At 63.6% G+C, this 17,423-nt stretch carries 14 protein-coding genes; 4 read left to right on the top strand and 10 right to left on the bottom strand.

Annotated features, from left to right (window positions below; all coding sequences use genetic code 11):
- The first annotated feature begins 621 nt into the window (after window positions 1–621).
- On the top strand, window positions 622–1,155 hold the full coding sequence (locus tag CWT10_RS03095) for a hypothetical protein (protein ID WP_103061738.1): 534 nt from the start codon (window positions 622–624) through the stop codon (window positions 1,153–1,155).
- Between the two features lie 21 nt (window positions 1,156–1,176).
- On the opposite strand, the gene CWT10_RS03090 is transcribed toward CWT10_RS03095, so the two are convergent.
- From CWT10_RS03090 to CWT10_RS03060, 7 genes are all read right to left on the bottom strand, one after another.
- Window positions 1,177–1,845: a YesL family protein gene (locus CWT10_RS03090; RefSeq protein WP_168190752.1), complete on the bottom strand. Its 669-nt coding sequence runs from the start codon at window positions 1,843–1,845 to the stop codon at window positions 1,177–1,179.
- Between the two features lie 68 nt (window positions 1,846–1,913).
- Window positions 1,914–2,861, bottom strand: a complete 948-nt coding sequence (locus tag CWT10_RS03085) for a carbohydrate ABC transporter permease (RefSeq protein WP_103061736.1) — start codon at window positions 2,859–2,861, stop codon at window positions 1,914–1,916.
- A gap of 13 nt (window positions 2,862–2,874) precedes the next feature.
- Window positions 2,875–3,828, bottom strand: coding sequence for an ABC transporter permease (locus CWT10_RS03080; RefSeq protein WP_103061735.1), 954 nt, complete (start codon window positions 3,826–3,828; stop codon window positions 2,875–2,877).
- Window positions 3,825–5,450 carry an extracellular solute-binding protein gene (locus tag CWT10_RS03075; protein ID WP_218937327.1) on the bottom strand — a complete coding sequence of 542 codons (1,626 nt, stop codon included), beginning with the start codon at window positions 5,448–5,450 and terminating at the stop codon, window positions 3,825–3,827. The genes CWT10_RS03080 and CWT10_RS03075 overlap by 4 nt, the downstream gene beginning before the upstream one ends.
- 65 nt (window positions 5,451–5,515) lie before the next feature.
- Complete coding sequence (locus CWT10_RS03070; protein WP_103061733.1) at window positions 5,516–7,474, bottom strand: glycoside hydrolase family 127 protein; 1,959 nt, start codon at window positions 7,472–7,474, stop codon at window positions 5,516–5,518.
- A 425-nt stretch (window positions 7,475–7,899) separates the two neighbouring features.
- Entirely contained in the window at window positions 7,900–8,904 is a 1,005-nt protein-coding gene (locus CWT10_RS03065) for a LacI family DNA-binding transcriptional regulator (protein ID WP_103061732.1), read from the bottom strand.
- Window positions 8,904–9,944: a LacI family DNA-binding transcriptional regulator gene (locus CWT10_RS03060; protein WP_158247573.1), complete on the bottom strand. Its 1,041-nt coding sequence runs from the start codon at window positions 9,942–9,944 to the stop codon at window positions 8,904–8,906. The genes CWT10_RS03065 and CWT10_RS03060 overlap by 1 nt, the downstream gene beginning before the upstream one ends.
- 193 nt (window positions 9,945–10,137) lie before the next feature.
- Between CWT10_RS03060 and CWT10_RS03055 the strand changes: the two genes are divergently transcribed.
- Entirely contained in the window at window positions 10,138–11,487 is a 1,350-nt protein-coding gene (locus CWT10_RS03055) for an alpha-galactosidase (protein ID WP_103061730.1), read from the top strand.
- Here the strand turns inward: CWT10_RS03055 and CWT10_RS03050 are convergent.
- Genes CWT10_RS03050 through CWT10_RS03040 form a run of 3 tightly spaced genes read right to left on the bottom strand, consistent with a single transcriptional unit; the run spans window position 11,477 to window position 14,538 of the window.
- On the bottom strand, window positions 11,477–12,310 hold the full coding sequence (locus CWT10_RS03050; RefSeq protein WP_103061729.1) for a carbohydrate ABC transporter permease: 834 nt from the start codon (window positions 12,308–12,310) through the stop codon (window positions 11,477–11,479). The two genes, CWT10_RS03055 and CWT10_RS03050, sit on opposite strands and share 11 nt — an antisense overlap.
- A complete protein-coding gene (locus tag CWT10_RS03045; protein ID WP_103061728.1) occupies window positions 12,307–13,242 on the bottom strand; it encodes a carbohydrate ABC transporter permease in 936 nt (311 codons plus the stop codon). The genes CWT10_RS03050 and CWT10_RS03045 overlap by 4 nt, the downstream gene beginning before the upstream one ends.
- Before the next feature lie 33 nt (window positions 13,243–13,275).
- On the bottom strand, window positions 13,276–14,538 hold the full coding sequence (locus CWT10_RS03040; RefSeq protein WP_103061727.1) for an ABC transporter substrate-binding protein: 1,263 nt from the start codon (window positions 14,536–14,538) through the stop codon (window positions 13,276–13,278).
- A gap of 157 nt (window positions 14,539–14,695) precedes the next feature.
- Between CWT10_RS03040 and CWT10_RS03035 the strand changes: the two genes are divergently transcribed.
- On the top strand, window positions 14,696–15,709 hold the full coding sequence (locus tag CWT10_RS03035) for a LacI family DNA-binding transcriptional regulator (protein WP_103061726.1): 1,014 nt from the start codon (window positions 14,696–14,698) through the stop codon (window positions 15,707–15,709).
- Window positions 15,710–15,868: 159 nt separating this feature from the next.
- Window positions 15,869–17,413 (top strand): alpha-N-arabinofuranosidase, encoded by a 1,545-nt coding sequence (locus CWT10_RS03030; RefSeq protein WP_103061725.1) that lies wholly within the window; start codon window positions 15,869–15,871, stop codon window positions 17,411–17,413.
- Window positions 17,414–17,423 lie beyond the last annotated feature (10 nt).

The raw sequence follows: 17,423 nt of genomic DNA, 5'->3' as shown, positions 1-17,423 counted from the left end.
CGCATTCCGCCCACTGAGACACAACCAACTCCAGACATTCCCGGCCTGCTCGCCGAGATCAACGACGACCTCACATCGAAGGGACAGTCCATCGAAGGAGTGCTTAGAAGTAACGGGTACGAGAGCGCCGCAACGGAGTATGAGGAAGGCGCCGCACAAGCCACCTCTCGACTGGACGTCCCCGACGCGACCAGTTCCGCCAGAACGAGAAGGGCCCTTCGCGTGGCAGTGGCCGGAATCGGGGCGAGTTTCCTATCAGCCGGATACAAACTGTCGGCAGAATTGGCTCTTCACGGACTAAACCTGAAGCGAGGAGGAACCACACGCATACCGAAAAACGGAGGAATCGCAGCACAGACGCAACTCATTAAAAGACTGCGATCATCCAAGGCGAAGCGAGGCAGCGCCGCATTTGAAAAAACCGGTGAAACGGTTGACTACGATCTTTATTATTCAATCCATCGCTTCTCCTGGGGGCGGGTCGGCAAGAGAATCAGCACTAGAGATATGTATGACTTCAGCACCAACGACTACGTTGGCCTACAAACAGCAAGTCATCCAGGTGATGCGAGCCGCCCAGCAGACGCGCGCCATTTACCCGTTCAACGTTAGAATAACCATATGATCAGGAAGTTATCGCCTGCACATAAGCTGACGACTAAGCACACATTCATGCTGATCGCGGTTATCATCATCGCGCCCACATTAGCAGTGGGCGCCATGTCATTGGTTATCACTCTAATCGGAGAACCTCTTGTGGGCGCGCTGGCTTCCGATGAGGCGGAGGACAACAATTTGACTTGGCAGATAAAAGCACTCGAAAGTAATTGGGGAGTGACAGTACCTGATTCTGTCGTCCTGAAGGAGTACCACGAGTCGAAGGTCGGGCCGCACGGTGAGCACGATGCGGTCTATGCGCTCCATGCCGCCGAAGTCGAAGGTACCTGGCTCGATCTGGAGTTTACCTCCCCGTCGCCGCGCCGCGTAAACCTTATAAGTGGGATCGCGGAAAGTGCGGGCGCCGCCCATATCGTCAACGACACCTCGACCCTCAGTTGCGCCGTCGTCAAAGGGAACGATGAGTATCGCAGCCTGACTGCATGCCTTACGCCCGGCGCCGATGCTGGACTCCTACTTCTGGAGCGCATCACGTGACGAGCATGGCCTCCAGATACGTCAACGCTCCGCCTGCGCCCGAATGGCGGCGTCAATGTCAACATCGTCGGGGGCTTCGATCGGCACCGCCGACTCGGGCAGCGGGAGGACTCCGGAGTGCCAGTACAACCAAGAGACGCACCAGGTGGGCAGTGCCACGCCAAAGACGGGGATCAGTCCGGGGCATGCACGCCATAACCACAGCCATCCCGCCGCAACGACCAGCACCGTAAACAATTGCGCCGGACGCGACAGCGCCAACACCACCACCAGCTTGGCCACCCGCGGTAGGGCCTCGTCGAAGTGAACCGCCACCGGCCAGACAATGAAAGTCGCCGCCGCCCAAAGCAGGCTGAGCACCACCACGAGCCCGGAAAGCCAAGGCGTGACCCCGCCAACGCCACCGCGCAAAACCAAACGGTCCAGGGCAAGCACGGCCCAGCCTACGAGCACCACGCCCCCGATCGCTTGCGCGCGCCAGAACTCTTGCCGCCATACCCGCCAGAACTCCTGCCACAGGCCGGGCCGCTCGGCGACGACCAAATTGCGCGCCGCCAAGACCTGATTGAGCAAGTCCCGGCGAATTGCGGCATTAAGCGCCATGGTTGCCGGTGCCGCGCCGAGAATTACCCCGCCGGCGACCACGCCCAGCAGCCAGACCAGATGTAGGACGAATAAGCGTCCTGCCATCTCGCCAGTGCGCATATGCCACCCCACAAGGGTGGGCATGAGGCTCGCCCGTGAGGCGCACTGGCGACTCATCCCTTCACCGCTCCGATCAGAACACCCTTCTCAAAGTACTTCTGCAGGAAGGGGTATACGACGATAACGGGCAGGGTGGACACCACGATCACTCCATACTTGATCTGGTCGGCGTATCGCTGCGCGTAAGCACCTCCCGACCCGCCACCACCGCCAGCCCCGCCAGAGAAGGCCTGGTTGGACAGCAGGATGTCTCGCAGGACGATCTGCAGCGGCTGCTTGGCATAGTCGCGGACGAAGATGAGGCCGGTGAAGAAGTCATTCCAGTGCTGCACCAGGTAGTACAGTCCGATCACCGAGATGATTGCCTTCGACAACGGCAGCGCCACGGTGGCGAAGAACCTGAAGTAATCCGCGCCGTCAAGCGTCGCTGCCTCGTAGAGCTCCTCGGGGAGGGAGTTTTCGAAGAAGGAACGGGCAATGATCAGATTGTAGACGTTGACCGCCGAAGGCAGGATGAATACCAGCCAGTTGTCCAGCAACCCAAGGTCCTTGTAGAGCAGATACGTCGGAATGAGCCCGCCGCTGAAGAACATGGTGAAGGCGAAGAACAGCATGAGCGGGCGCCGCGGTCGGAACTCCTTGCGGGACAGAGCGAAGGCCGCAGGCAGTGTGACCGCCAGGTTCAAGACCGTGCCCACCGCTGTATACACAATCGTGTTACGGTACCCGGTCCAGATGCGCGCGTCGCCGAGGATCTGCTCGTACCCGAACACGCTCAGCCGTTTGGGAAACATGATGACTTGTCCGGTTGCCACAGCGCCCGAGTCGCTGATGGACGCGATCAGGACGAAGTAGATCGGATACAGGGTCGCGAACACTACAAGCGCGCATGCCAGTAGCACGCCGAGCTCGAATAGCCTCTCTCCCGACGACGAGCGCCGACGCCGAGAGTCAGGCCGCCGCGTGCGGGATCGGCCCGATGCCAGCAATGTGGTGGTCATGTCTCCCCCTTCATCACCACAAGCTCGTATCCGACACCCGTTTCGCGATGCGGTTGGCAAGCACGAGGAAGGTGAAGTTGATGAGCGTGTTAAACAGGCCGATGGCAGTTGAGTAGCTGAATTGGCTGCTGAGAATACCGATCTTGTAGGTGTAGGTCGCGATCACCTCGGAGATCGGCAGGTTCAGGGTGTTCTGCATCAGGAATACCTTTTCGAAGCCAGTGTTGAGTACGTTGCCCATGTTGAGAATGAGCAGGATGATCATCGTGGGCACGAGAGCCGGTATATCCACGTGGCGTATGAGTTGCCACCGGTTGGCGCCGTCGATTCGGGCGGCCTCATACAGCTGGGTGTTGACCCCAGCAAGCGCCGCCAGATAGATAATCGAATTCCATCCGGCGTGCTGCCAGATGTCAGATAGGACATAGACCGGGACGAAGCTGCCCGTGTCTCCCAGAAAGTTAGTGCCCGAGATGCCGACGAACGCCAACAGCCGTGTCAACAGGCCGTCACTGGGCGACAAGAACACCTGCAGCATGCCCACGATCACTACCACGGAGATGAAGTGTGGCAGGTAGGTGATGGTCTGGACCCAGCGTTTGATGCGTGAGCGCATGAGCTGGTTGATCAGCAGCGCGAGAATGATCGGCGCAATGAATCCCAGCACAAGCGTGCTTATCGAGATCAACACGGTGTTGCGCATCAGGGTGGCGAACATCGGGGATTCGAAGAACTGTTGGAAGTATTTCAACCCCACGAACTTGCCGCCGGTCAAACCCGCGGCGAAGTCGAACTCCCGAAAGGCCAGCTGAATGCCGTACATAGGAACGTAGGCGAAGACCAGTACGAAGGCGGTGGCCGGCAGCACCATGACCCACAGCTGCCAATATCGCTTGAGGTGTCTGGCCGGGCCATGCCCGGAACGTACCGCCGAGGCACCGGAAGGCTTTACCACTGTGGTGCTCATTGCTTCGAAGTCATGTAGTCGTCGTAATACTGCTGCATCTTGGCGATGTTGTCCTCGATGCCCGAGGCCTTGACGGTGGCGAGGTAGTCGTCCCACTGCTCCTCGACCCCGCCGTTGGTGATCCAATCGGCGAACTTGGTCTGCGTGGTGTTGAGCATGGTGGTGTTGACCAGCGCCATGGCACTGATGTCCTCCGCGGTCATCTTGATGAACTGGGTGGGGTATACGTCCTTGTCCAGATCCATATTGTCGATGGCGGGCTGCAAGGGGACGGTCTCGTCGATAGCCTCCTGCAGGTCTGTGGGCAGTTCCACGGTGATGTCATCACGGATCCACATGGGGCCGTTGTCCGCCAGCGTGGAGGTCCATTTCCAGGTCGAGGGGTCAGTCCCATCCTCGGCCGGCAGCACCTTATAGGTGTTCTCATCGACTTTCTCAATGTTTGGACCGATGTCTCCGAAGAGCACTTGCAGGCTCATCTCCCGGTCGTAGAAGGCGTTGAGGACCTTCAGCGCGGCTTCCTTGTTTGGGGTGGAGGCCGAGACCACGATTTGGTTGGCGGGGAAGTTCTCGCCAAGCCCGTCGTAGCTCCAAGACACGGTAGCTGCCTGTCCGGCCTTCTGTGCGAGTACGGGCATGGCCTCGTACTGCTCGTAGATCTCGGGACCGAAACGGTCCGAGCGGGTCCAGCCCCAGGTGAACCCCACCGTGGCGACGCCATCCCCCGGCCCGCGAGCGGCAGACTGGTAGGCCGAGTAGTCCTGAGTCAAGACCTCTGTGGAGATTAGCCCCGCTGCATAGCATTTGGATAGGAAGACCATAACGTCGCGGTAGCGCTCGTCGATGAGGAAGTTGGAGACCTTACCGTCCTGGAGGAAGTAACCCTGGCCGCCTCCTGAGGACAGCGGCAGGCCGGTTGACCCGAGCAACAGTATGGATTGGAAGTAGCCGAAGCCCGTGGTGCCCACCGGGCTCCAGTCCATGGGGATCACCTTCGCCCCGGTTCCGGTCGGATCGCCCTCCTTGAAGGCGACAAGTACGTCGTACAGCTCGTCCCAGGTGGTGGGCATTTCCAGACCCAGCGCATCCAGCCACTGGCGGTTGATGTACTGATGCTGGACGGTAGGCGGCCAAAAGCGCTTATACCCGGGGACGGCGTAGATCGCACCACCGCTCTGGGTGGCCAGAGCGGTGAGTTCCGGCTTGGTCGTCAGCATTTCCTTGACGTTGGAAATGGCGTCGAGATCGTCGGAGAGATCCTCGAAGAGCGTGCCGTAGGTGGCCAGGTCGGAGTCCGAAATGGCCCCGGTGCCGACGATCAGATCGGGAACGTCCCCCGCGGCGAGCATTGTGGATTTCTTCTGGTCCCAGTCGGCGGAGACCTCCTCCCAGGTGATGGGCATGCCCGCGATGTCCTCGAGCTGCTTCGCCCACGCCATCTGCGCCATGGGCTTAGTGAGAGGGTGCTTAAGCACGAGGATGCGAAGCTCGTTGGAGCTACTCGATCCGGTTCCGCTGCAGGCGGCGAGCGTGCCGCCTGCAGCACCGACGGCAGCGGAGGCCGCCAGGCTCCGCAGCATGGTGCGCCGACTGAATGTAGGCACACGTGTACAGGTGTTCATGGTTCTCTCCTTTGAGTGAGGGTTGGGGAATGGACAAATGCAGAAGGGCGTGGAACTCGGTAGGGTCAGGTTGTCGGAATCCATACGCGCATGGCGCCGGGGCCGCGGTTGCCCCAGGCGGAGAAGGGCACCAGCTCCGCCTCCACATTTCGTAAGGGCACGGCGGGCTCAGCCCATGAAGCGGGGTGGTAAAGCCGATCATCGGGATCGCGCACATCCAGCCTTACCCGCAGCACGGGGGCCGGGCCGGTGGTCGTCGGAGGTAGCTCGGCGACTGCGGGCAGTGCAGGTAAGAATACGTCGTCGACGGCGACACCCTCGGGCAGATCCGTCTGCTCAAGGCAGTACAGGATCGGCCCTCGTTCTAGGGCAACGGCGCCGCGCAGAGCATCCACGCGGTGGTTGGCGGCAGTCCAACGGGGATGGAGCGGGAGGCGCACAACAGCACCGTCGACCTCTTCGGCAGGGATCTGGGTGTAGCCGTGGGCACGCTCAGCCTCGGACACCAGGCGTTGCCTGCCTCCCACACACAGCGTGGCGCCATCCGCCCAGACCGGGATGCGCACCCGTACAACCGCTCTGGCTGGCAACGGCGCACCCGCAACACCCAGACAGACCTCACCGTCCACCGGATAGCGAGTCCGCACCGTCAGTGTGCCGCCACCGAGGGCATCAGGCAGGACGATTTCGCAAGCGATCAGTTGGTGCAGTTCCAGCGCAGGCCCGTCCGGGACCTGCCGGACGGTGGCTACGTAGGCGCCGGCTTGCGCGATGGTCCGGGCGAGATTGGGCGGGCAGCAGGCGCAGGCGTACCAGGGCTGCCGTTCGGCGGGGGCGTTCTCCTCGGCAAAACGGTCGGGGCGTCGCTGCATGGGGCTGGAGTAGAAGAAGCGGGTGCCGCTCTCATCGATCGCAGCCGGCAGGGCGTTGAAAAGTTCACGTTCCATGACGTCGGCATAGCGGCGATCCTCACCGGCCAACAGCATGCGCCAGGTCCAGTGCAGGTCCGCGATGGTGGCACAGGTCTCGGCGTAGGCACGGTCGGAGGGCAACTCGTAGTCGTTTCCGAAGGATTCGTCGCGATGGCGGGAGCCGAAGGCGCCGGAAAGATACATCTTGCGCTCATGAACACGGTCCCACTGCGCGCACATCACCTCGCGCAGCGCCGCCTCGCCGGTCTCCAGGTACAGGTCGGTGACGCCGGCGTTCAGGTAGAGCTGGCGAACGGCATGGCCGGCGGGATCGACGGCTTCACGCACGGGCGAGTGGTCCTGGTAGTAGCGGTGCCCGAAGCCCTCATCGGGAAGTATGTCACGGCCGCGTTGATCGATGAGGTGCTCGGCCAGGTGCAGCCAACGGGCCTCGCCTGTGTGGCGGTAAAGCTCGATGAGTGCGGTCTCGATCTCGGGGTGACCCGGGATGCCGTCCCCACGGCCCGGTCCGAACCGCCTATCCACCAGAGCGGCGAAACGAATCGCTATCTGCAGCAAGTCACCCCGGCCCGTCGCCCGGTCCAGGGCTACGGCCGCCTGGATCAGGTGCCCGAGCACGTACATCTCATGATTGCGACCCAAGTCGGCGAAACGCCTGGAGGGGGCCACGCCCTGAATCCAGGTATGCAGGTAGCCGGTCGGCTCCTGCACGCGGGCGATCAGCGCAATGGCCTCGTCGAGCCAAGAGTCAAAGCGGCTGGTGCCGGAGCGGACCTTCTCCCAGGCGACCGCCTCGATCACCTTGTACAGATCCGAATCGGCAAAGACAAAACCCCGGTGGGTCGCGCCGGACTCCCCCACCACGCGCCGGAAGTTGTCCATGACGCCGGAGGTATCCAGTTGCTCAATGCAATGGGGAATAGTGCGGGAGGCGTTGCGCTCCTGCCAGCGGCCCAGCGGGCTTTCCGGACAGATGCGGACCGCGTCGATGCCGAGCGGGGAACGGCCGACGCCCCAGCCGTGCACTCCCGGAGTGGCCGGAGCACACCGGCAGGCCGATGAGCCGGTCTGTCGCAAATCGAGTGGCGCCATTGTCAACTCCTCTTGCTGTTGTGACATGTCCATCATGACCGCTTGATTAAACGTTGTCAACCATCATCAAGTGATTCGAGTCACACCTTAGTGGCGACGTGGCGTCACGTTAGTCTGAGGAGCGGAACTATCGGCGTGAACGTGGTGCTCAAGATCATGGTTTTGTTGGCGTGGTGCGGCAAAGTCGGGCCGATCATGGCCCGAGAGGCTAACCCCGGGCCGGTGCTTGGCATCCGCGGGTGAACCTGCGGGGCGTGAGAACAAGGTCGACACGGGCAGGGCATGCCAACTGGACCACCTGGCTGCCGTTGGACCACCTGAAACGCACTCTCAGACGGTCCAACCGCAGTTACACGGTCCAAGTACGAGGCCGGTAGCAAACCGTGACCACACCCACGCCCTCAAGCCCAAAGCACCGATAACCCTCAGCGACTGGAGCCGCGCACTATCAAGCTGGTCGGTGCCTCGGCGGGCACCTCAGGCGCCTCACCCCGTAGCTGCGCCACCAGGCACTCCACCGCCGCACGGGCCATGGTCTCGGTTCCCGGATCAACGGTGGTGAGTGAAGGAACGGTGAACTCACCCTCGACGGTGTTGTCGAAGCCGGTCACTGCGACATCCCGGGGAACCGAGACTCCGGCCGCCTGCAGGGCACGCAGGGCACCGATGGCAACGGCATCATTAATGCACATCAGCGCGTCGAAGCGGATGCCCGAGCGCAACAGGCCGATGGTCGACTCCAGACCGGTGTCCCTGCGGTCCCAGTCCTCGCCCCGCACGATCAGGGCCGGATCGATCTGGAAACCCGCCTCTTTTAGGGCGAAGCGGTAGGCCTTCAGACGCGGCCCGCCATCGCCATCCATCTGGGCCATGTAGGCGATGCGGCTACGGCCCACGGCGACCAGGTGCCGGGCCGCAGCGAGGGCGCCGCCGAACTCGTCCATGGTCACTCCAGCAACGCCCGCCGTCGGTGTCGAACCGATTTGCACCACCGGCAAGGGCGGGAGACTGCCGCCCAACATTGCGTCATCCAGGTGGTGCGGACAAATGAGCACGCCGTCCACATCCCCCATGGAGACTCCCATGACGGCGTCGCGTTCACGCGCGGGCACATCCTCGGTCAGTCGGATCGTCGAGCGCAATTCACGCTGGGCGAGCTCGTTGATAAGCGTCTCCGCAAGACGAGAGAAGTAGGGCTGATAGAGGTTGGGAACCACGATTGCGATCCGCCCAGATACACCGGTGACCAATCCCCTAGCGGCCTCGGAGGGCACGTATCCGAGGGTACGTGCCGCCTGCCTGACCCGTTGCCGGGTCTGTGGGGAAAGTCGCGTCGTTCCCCCACCACGCTCCGACAGCGCCGCGGACGCCGTGGCCACCGAAACACCGGCCGCCTGTGCCACGTCACGGAGCCTGACCCGTCCTCTCATCAGCGCGGCCCTCCTGGGCGCGGCGGGATCGGCCCGGAAGGCCCGGGCACGGCGGGGGCGAACCCGAGAGTGGACTCTCGCCGCACCAGCGTGGCCCCGACCGGCGTAAGCACACTCCTGTGAGAACCGGGCTCCCAGTTCCGCTGCAGGTCGTCTAGCGCAATCCTCGCGATCTCACCGGTGGGAAAGCTGAGCGTGGTCAGCGACGGCGAGGAGAACCGTCCGTCCTCGACAGCGCCGCACCCGCACAACGCAATCTGCTGCGGCACCCGCACTCCTCGGCGCCTCAGCCCCGCAAGTACGCCCAGGGCGAGCTCGTCGTCGGCGCATACGACGACGTCATGGCGGTCGAGCTCTTCCACCAGTTGTGCGGCCAGCCGGAATCCTTCCGCGCGGCTGGGCACGGCCCCTGTCTCCAGCACCGCCGTCGCATCCAGCGCCTGCCGCAGGGCATGAGCGAAGGCGCCTGGCTGGTCCGGGTGAGGTCCGACGACCACCGGTGCCTGAAGTCTCAGCGCCCGCAGATGCCGGCCGACGACGTCGGCCGCCTGGCCCAAATCCAACCCGACGCCCCCGCCGACCGTCGCAGTGCCGCTGGCCCCTATGGTCCCGATCCGGCAGACCGGCAGAGGCGATCGTCCCGCAAAGGAAACATCTGCACCATGGATTCCTCCCACCACAATCGCGCCGTCGAATGACGTCGACTGCTCGGTCAGTACTTGGACGACTCGATTGCCATCGCGACCACATGGTTCGATGGCGGTGCGCAGCCCGCGCCGGTCCGCCTCGATCACCAATGCCTGCGCCAGCGCGGCGACCCACCCGGAACGCAAATCAGGAACGACGACGGCCACGGTCTCGGTGCGGCCGGTACGCAGCGTTCGCGCCAGCACGTTGGGCTGCCAGCCGAGCTGATCGATGGCCGCCGTCACCTTGTGCCTTAGCTCGTCGCTCACATTCGGCTCACCGTTGACCACCCGGGAGACGGACTTGAGCGAGACACCCGCCAGTTCCGCTACCTGGCGCATAGTGGCAGCCATCGACTCCTCCCCCTCCTTCGTCTCGCTCCCGGGGCGGCTCCAACACCGCAGATCACACGGTATCGGGGTACAGCGCCTGCGGCAGCCAATGCCACACATGACGGCGGTCTCCACGCCGAACTCACCAACACCCTTGACAACGATTCATCATCGCTTCATGATACGGACTACATCTCGCACCTAGGAGTCAGTGATGACACCGCCAGTTTCCCCATCCATCACCTTCCCGCCGCGTGGCTGGAACTCGTGGGACTGTTTCGGCGGCTCGGTGACCGAGGCCGAGATTCTGGCCAATGCCCAATTCATCCACGAGCACCTGCTGACCCACGGTTGGGACACCGTCGTGGTGGATATCCAGTGGTATGAGCCGAGCCCCGGCACCGCGGACTACAACGCCCGCTCTGCCGCGGTGATCGACGCCTACGGTCGTCCCTTGCCCGCCGAGAACCGCTTCCCCTCGGCGGCGGGCGGAGCCGGGTTCGGGCCTCTGGCGCAGGCGATACACGCCCTGGGTCTGCGTTTCGGCGTACACCTCATGCGGGGCATCCCCCGCCGAGCCGTGGCCGCGAACACCCCGATCCTCGGCACCTCATACACCGCCCGGGACATCACAGCATCACCAGCCGACCGCTGCCCGTGGAACCCGGACGATGAGGGCGTGCAGCCGGATCATCCCGGTTCCCAGGCCTGGTACGACTCGCTGCTGGCCCTCCTGGCCGACTGGGGTGTGGACTTCGTCAAGGTCGACGACGTGCTCTATCCGCCCATCCGCCGCCCCGACATCACCATGATCTACCGTGCGATTAAGCACTCCGGCCGCGACATTACGCTCAGTTTGTCCCCGGGGCGCGAGCTGTCGCTCGAGCACGCCCACTTCCTACGCGAGCACGCCCAGATGTGGCGGGTCTCAGACGACCTGTGGGACGACTGGGAGGCAGTGGCCGAGCAGTTCCAACGCGCCGCACGCTGGGCCGCGATCCAGAGTGACGACGGCGTCGGGGACCTGGACATGCTGCCGCTGGGACGGCTGGGCTTGCGCGCACATGTGGGTAGCGCACGGGACTCGCGCCTGAGCCTTGATGAGCAGCGCACCATGCTGACGCTGTGGAGCATGGCGCGCTCGCCGCTGATGATGGGCGGCCACCTGCCCGCCTCCTGCCCGGAGACTATCGCCCTACTGCGCAATGACGCCGTGCTCGCCCTGGGTGAGCGGGGCACCGACTGCCGCGAGATCATCCGCGACGGCGACCTCGTGGTCTGGCGCTCCACGCTGCGCCCTCCACGCAGCCATCCGGGGCCGCCGCAGGAAGTCCGCGCCGTCTTCAATCTCGGTGATAAGCCCCGCACCCACCGCCTGCATATGGCCGATCTGGGCCTTGGAAACGCAACCGACCACCTCACCGATTTGTGGACCGGCGAGCGCATCGGAGCCCTCGACGGCTGGTGGGAGATCGACCTGCCCGCCCACGGCTGCACCGTCGCGGCGACCGCCTGGGCGACCTCCGGACCGGACGCCACGGCGCATCGAGACCTCATCCCTTGACGCTGCCGGCCGCCAGGCCCGAGACGATCCAACGCTGGCAGAAGATGAAGAACACAAACACCGGTACCAGAGCGATCACCGTCATGGTCATGAAGGACGGCCAGTCGGTGGCGAACTGCCCGACCGCGTTATAGACCTGCAGTACCACCGTGCGCTTCGCCGTGGAGGAAATGAAGACATTAGGCGTCATAAAGTCGTTCCAGGTGCTCATGGTCTGGAAGACGATTACCGTTGCCAGAATCGGCCGGATGAGTGGCAGCACGATCCGCCAATAGATCGCCAAAGGACCCGCGCCGTCCAGCCGCGCCGCCTCTATGATCTCCCAGGGCAGCTTGCGCATATAGCCGACGATCAGGAAGTAGCAGAAGACAGCGCCGGCCAGATACATAAGGACCAGCCCGTTGAGGGTGTTGACCAGTCCTGCCCGGGCCTCCAGGCGGTACAGGGGGATGAGCGTAGCCTGGGCTGGGATCACGAAGGCGATCATGAGCACGAGTCCTACCATCGCGGTGAACCGGCTCTTGCGCATGACTATGCCGTAGGCGGCCAGCGATCCTATGAGTACCTGACCGGCTACGCCCAGGACGGTGACATAGACGGTGTTCAGGAAGGACTGCGCCACCGGCGTGGTAGCGAAGACCTTGGAGTAATTCGCCAGCGTGGGGGCATTGGGCGGTCCCAGCGGCGAGACAGCCATGTCCTGGCTGGTCTTGAAAGTGTTGACCACGATGTAGTACAGGGGGATAGCCGCGATCAGAGCGAAGATGATCATGGTGGCGCTCCGAATCCAGTACCACAGGCGACGGCGGGCGGCGGGGTTCATGACAGGCTCCTCTCTATCCGATTGGAAACCACGAGTTGCGCCAGGACGATCAGCGCCACCGCGGCAGTGAAGATGACGGCCAGTGCTGAGCCGACATCGGCCCGCCCCTGCGCGATGCCCTGCACGATGATCGACTGAGTGAGCGTGTTGGTGGCGAATCCCGGCCCGCCCTTGGTCAGGGTGAAGGGCAGGTCGTAGACCTTCAGCCCTCCAGACATGAGCAGGAAGGTGGAGACCACAATGCCGGGTGCCAGCTGGGGCAGGGTGATGTGGCGGAACTGTTGGAGCTGCCCGGCGCCGTCGAGCTCGGCCTGTTCGTACAGGTCGGCCGGGATAGCCTGCAGATAGGCAAGGTAGAGCGTGGCGTGCCAGCCTACTCCGGCCCATACCGCCACCAGGATGACGCATACACGAGCCGACGTCGACTGTGCGAGCCAGGCCACTGCCTCCGCACCGAACAGGGAGTGCAGCAGGGAGTTGACCACGCCGTTGTCCAGAGGGGAAAGAATGTACTGCCATACCAAGCCGAGTATGGCCATGGAGGGCACCGACAGGAAGAAAAACAGCGAGCGCACCAGATTTCGACCGAGGAACCGCTTGTTGAGCACCACAGCCAGCGGAATAGCCACTACAGTGATCAGCACGGTGGTGGCCAGAGCAAACATGATGGTGAATATCAGTCCCTGCAGCAGCGAGGGGTCGGAGAAGACGGTCGCATAGTTCTTCAGTCCCACGAACTCCACATCGGTTGAGTAGCCGGAGAAATTGGTAAGGCTAAAGTAGAAGGTCTGCGCCAGCGGCACGGCGAACAGGATGATGAAGACGGCGATGATTGGCATCAGGAAGGCAGAACCGGCCAGATTCTCCGCCGCCCGACGCCCCCGCGGCCGGAAGGGACCGCCACCTCTGCCAGAAATACTCAGTCTGGACATGGATGCTCCTGCGGATAACTCGGTTCTCGAACCTCACAAGGAGGCCAGTTTGGTGTCCATCCCCGCGGCCACCTGCTCCACGGTGAGCTGCCCTTGCACCAGCTGCTGGCACAGCGCGATCCCCTCGAGTTGCAGCGCATCGGAGGCGTGATCCCAATAGTTCATAGGAAGGTAGATCTTCGAGGTCTTCAGGTAGTCGTCATACAGGGCCTGATACTCCGGGACGACCTCTATGGTGTAGTCGGTGGTGTTCACCAGGGTGCCAATATGCTCGTGGGCGAGCCCGAGCCCATCGCCCGAGGCCAGAAAGGCAATGAACCTCCTGGCCGCTTCCAGCTCCTCCCCCTGTGCTGCGGCGGCGATCGCGAAGCCCGGGTCCGGTGCACCGGTGGCGAAGGGTTCCCCTCCCGGCGCGGCCGGCATCGGTGAGATCCCCCAGTCCAGCCCTGAGGCGGCGATATCGGTCAGATCCCAGGGGCCGGTCACGAACATGGCGAGGTTGCCTGCCATGAAATCCTCTTTGAGCTGGGTCCCTGTCAGCGAGACCGACTCCGGTCCAACGATCTCCTCCTCATAGAGGCGGTACCACTGCCTCATCGGCTCGGGCCATTCCCGGGAGAAGGTGGATTGCCCGGTGAAGATCTTCTTCTCCCCCAGTTCGTCTCCAGCCAGATGGTAGCCGGCACCGAGGAATGCTTGGAACATTGAGGGGATGTCCTGCACGCTCTCCCGGTAGGGGGTCACGCCCGCGGTCTTGAGTCGTTTGCACAGTCCCAGGAACTCCTCCCAGGTCTGCGGGACGCCGTCGGCGCCGTTCCGGTTCAACAGGTCCCGGTTGTAGACGACGCCGGCCGCCCAGGCTCCGAAGGATGCGCCGTAGATCTTGCCGTCGGATTCATAGGCGCGCAGGTTGGCGTCTGCGATAGCACCCATGAAGTCCTCGCTGGTCAAGTCCGCCACCAGTCCCTCGCCGATGAGTTTCTCCTTGGTCTCCGGATTGATGCGGTGAACCGTGGGTTGCTGGTTGCCCGCGATACGGGTCTGGAGCGTCTGGAAGTAGCCAGCGGTGGGAGCCGAGTAGGAGAAGTCGATCGCGATATCCGGGTTGGCGGTCTCGAAGGCGTCAATGAGCGGCCGAGCCACCTCCTCATTCTCCCAGGACAGGTAGGTGATCGTGGTCTTGCCGGCGTTGGCGCCTCCGCCGCAGGCGGCCAGGGCTCCGGCGAGCGAGGCCGCCCCGAGGCCGGCTAGTGCCTGGCGGCGAGAGACGGGGATGCCGTTGAGTTCGGGTGTCATGGGCGGTGCTCCTTTGCACGGACGAGCGGGGCTCGCTCGATTTAACGTTACATCCTTACGATAGCGCGCTTGCGTCGATTGTCAACAGAGCTGGCGGACGGAACCCGGGTAGGCTGCCGCGCACAGGGATCGGAATGGGTACCAGACAGGAGGGCGGATGGCGACCCTGGCAGATGTGGCCAAAGAGGCGGGCGTATCGGTCATGAGCGCCTCAAACGTACTGCGCGGCAAGCCGAGCGTCTCGGATTCGATCCGCGAGCGCGTACTCGCCGCGGCCGCGAAGCTCGACTACCGCGCAAACATGGCGGCCAAGAGCCTGCGCTCCGGCCGCACCGGCATGATCGGCCTGTCCGTGCCGAAGCTGGAGATGCCCTTCCATGCGGCCTTCGCTTCGGCGGTAACCACGGCCGCCGAGGCTCGAGGCATTCGCGTCGTCGCACAGCAGACCCATTCAGACCCCACCGCCGAGCTCGAGATCCTGCGCGGAGCCACCGCCTCCCTGGTGGATGGAACCATCGCCTGCACCATCGGCTCATCCGCGGCAGATATAGAGAACGCGTCCCGGGGGCACGCCGTCGTACTCTTCGATGAGCAGATTCAGCGCACGCGACTGGACATCATCTCTTGCCCCAACCAGGCCGGGGCCCGCGCCGCGGGTGAGCACCTCATCGCCAAGGGCTGCCGCCGCATCGCGGTCCTGGGCACGCACGACACCACCCCCGGACTCGCCCGGATTCCCGGCGGCGGCAATGATCAGCGCTGGGTGGGGATCAACGGCGCTGCGGCCGATCACCCACACGTCCGCCTGATTCCCGTGCCCTGTGATTGGGACGCCGAGTCGGCACGTACCGCGCTGGTCTCTGCCCTGGCGACGGGGGCACGTATGGACGGCGTCTTCGCCCTGACTGATTCGATCGCACTGGGCGCCCTGCGCGCCCTCGCCGACCGCGGCCTGCGTTGCCCGCAGGAGGTGCGCGTAATCGGTTTCGACGGGATTCGTGAGGGCGAGATCGCCGTCCCTTCCCTGTCGACCATCAGCATCGGCATTCCGACCCTGGCGCAGACCGCGGTCGAAATGCTGCTGAGCCGGATCGGGACGTCACTGGACACCCTTCCCGGACGTCGCTTCACCCCCTCCTACACGCTGATCGAGCGGGAGTCCTCACGCTGATTCAGCGAAAGTCCTCATGCCGAAGACCAAGGCCCGCGCTGGCCGTCGCATCACGGAGTACCCACCACACATATCTTGATTTATCGATACACTGATGGGGATGCCACTGCGAGCTGTTACGCAGACCACGGCTGAGCTCATAGGACAAGGATGTTGCAGATGCCCACCGCCAGTCCCACCCCACCCCGCGCCGTCGTCGACCTGGACGTACCCGGCCCCACCATCTCACGCCACATCTACGGCCACTTCGCCGAGCACCTGGGCCGGTGCATATACGGCGGCCTTTACGTCGGCGAGGACTCCTCCATTCCCAACATTCACGGCCTGCGCCGGGACGTGATAGCGGCCCTGAGATCAATTGCCATCCCCAACCTGCGCTGGCCCGGCGGCTGCTTCGCCGATGAGTATCACTGGCGGGACGGGATCGGTCCCCGGGACCAGCGTCCCACCATGGTCAACACCAACTGGGGCGAGGTGTTGGAAGACAATTCCTTCGGAACACACGAGTTCATGGAGCTATGCGAGCTGCTCGGCGCCGCCCCCTACATCACGGGCAACGTCGGCTCGGGCACGGTGCAGGAGATGAGTGAGTGGGTCGACTATCTCACCCGGGAGGGGGACTGCCCCATGGCGCGCCTACGACGTGCCAATGGCCGCAAGGATCCCTGGCAAGTGCCGTTCTTCGGCATAGGCAACGAGCCGTGGGGTTGTGGCGGGAATATGAGCGCACAGGTCTACACCGCCCAAGCCCGCCGCTACGCCACCTTCATACGTAGCCACGGCGAGGGCCGGATGGTACGGATCGCCGCCGGCGCGAACGCGGACGATTACGAGTGGACCGATACGCTGATGCGCGATCTGGTCTGCGATATCTCCCCGTACTCCGAACCCGCCCCCTACCAGGCGATCAGCCTGCACTCCTATACCTTCGCCGACTCCTTCGAGGCCAAGGGCCAGGCCCGCGGATTCAGCACTGACGCCTGGTACGCCGTCTTCGCCAACGCTTGGCGGATGGAGGAGCTGCTCACCCGACACTCCACGGTCATGGACCGGTACGACCCTTTGCGCACAGTGGGGCTAGTCGTCGACGAATGGGGCGCCTGGTGGGAGCCGAAGCCAGGCACCAACCCGCATTTCCTGCAACAGGACAACACTCTGCGCGATGCGCTCATCGCCTCGCTGCATTTCGATGTCTTTCACCGGCACGCCGAGCGTGTTGTTATGGCCAACCTGGCCCAACTGGTCAACGTGCTCCAGGCACCGATCCTCACCGACCCGGGCACCGGCACCATGGTGCTGACTCCCACCTACCATGTCCTGGCGATGAACGTCTGCCATCATGACGCTACCCGCCTCGACGTGAACTGGGTTGATGACCTGCCCGTCCACGCCGGCGTCTGCGCCCGCCCCTTCCCGGTGGTGTCGGTCTCCGCCTCCCGCAAGGAAGGCAGCGCACTCATTTCGGCCACGAACCTCGACGCCGAGACCGCCCACACGATCCGTTTGGATCTGCGTGGCGCAGCGGCGGCGGTGGACAGGATGCTGGTGCTGACCGCCGATGCGCTCGACGCGCACAACACTCCCGGAGCGCCTGACACCGTGAAACCGGTTGTCTTCTCCGACTGGTCTTTATGCAACGGCGTCCTCGAGCTAGTTCTCCCCCGCGCCGGCTACGTGACTGCCTCCCTGGAACTTGGTTCCTGACGCCGCTACA

Origin of the sequence: Actinomyces qiguomingii (assembly GCF_004102025.1) — a bacterium.
Lineage (GTDB): Bacteria > Actinomycetota > Actinomycetes > Actinomycetales > Actinomycetaceae > Actinomyces > Actinomyces qiguomingii.
This window is presented reverse-complemented; position numbering and strand designations above follow the sequence as displayed.

Bases quoted from the DNA above. Each gene is read 5' to 3' on its own strand.
- CWT10_RS03050 (WP_103061729.1), bottom strand. From the start codon at position 12,310: ATGAACCCCGCCGCCCGCCGTCGCCTGTGGTACTGGATTCGGAGCGCC.
- CWT10_RS03085 (WP_103061736.1), bottom strand. From the start codon at position 2,861: ATGACCACCACATTGCTGGCATCGGGCCGATCCCGCACGCGGCGGCCT.
- CWT10_RS03030 (WP_103061725.1), top strand. From the start codon at position 15,869: ATGCCCACCGCCAGTCCCACCCCACCCCGCGCCGTCGTCGACCTGGAC.
- CWT10_RS03045 (WP_103061728.1), bottom strand. From the start codon at position 13,242: ATGTCCAGACTGAGTATTTCTGGCAGAGGTGGCGGTCCCTTCCGGCCG.
- CWT10_RS03090 (WP_168190752.1), bottom strand. From the start codon at position 1,845: ATGGCAGGACGCTTATTCGTCCTACATCTGGTCTGGCTGCTGGGCGTG.
- CWT10_RS03040 (WP_103061727.1), bottom strand. From the start codon at position 14,538: ATGACACCCGAACTCAACGGCATCCCCGTCTCTCGCCGCCAGGCACTA.
- CWT10_RS03060 (WP_158247573.1), bottom strand. From the start codon at position 9,944: ATGGCTGCCACTATGCGCCAGGTAGCGGAACTGGCGGGTGTCTCGCTC.
- CWT10_RS03095 (WP_103061738.1), top strand. From the start codon at position 622: ATGATCAGGAAGTTATCGCCTGCACATAAGCTGACGACTAAGCACACA.
- CWT10_RS03055 (WP_103061730.1), top strand. From the start codon at position 10,138: ATGACACCGCCAGTTTCCCCATCCATCACCTTCCCGCCGCGTGGCTGG.
- CWT10_RS03035 (WP_103061726.1), top strand. From the start codon at position 14,696: ATGGCGACCCTGGCAGATGTGGCCAAAGAGGCGGGCGTATCGGTCATG.
- CWT10_RS03070 (WP_103061733.1), bottom strand. From the start codon at position 7,474: ATGGCGCCACTCGATTTGCGACAGACCGGCTCATCGGCCTGCCGGTGT.
- CWT10_RS03065 (WP_103061732.1), bottom strand. From the start codon at position 8,904: ATGAGAGGACGGGTCAGGCTCCGTGACGTGGCACAGGCGGCCGGTGTT.
- CWT10_RS03080 (WP_103061735.1), bottom strand. From the start codon at position 3,828: ATGAGCACCACAGTGGTAAAGCCTTCCGGTGCCTCGGCGGTACGTTCC.
- CWT10_RS03075 (WP_218937327.1), bottom strand. From the start codon at position 5,450: ATGAACACCTGTACACGTGTGCCTACATTCAGTCGGCGCACCATGCTG.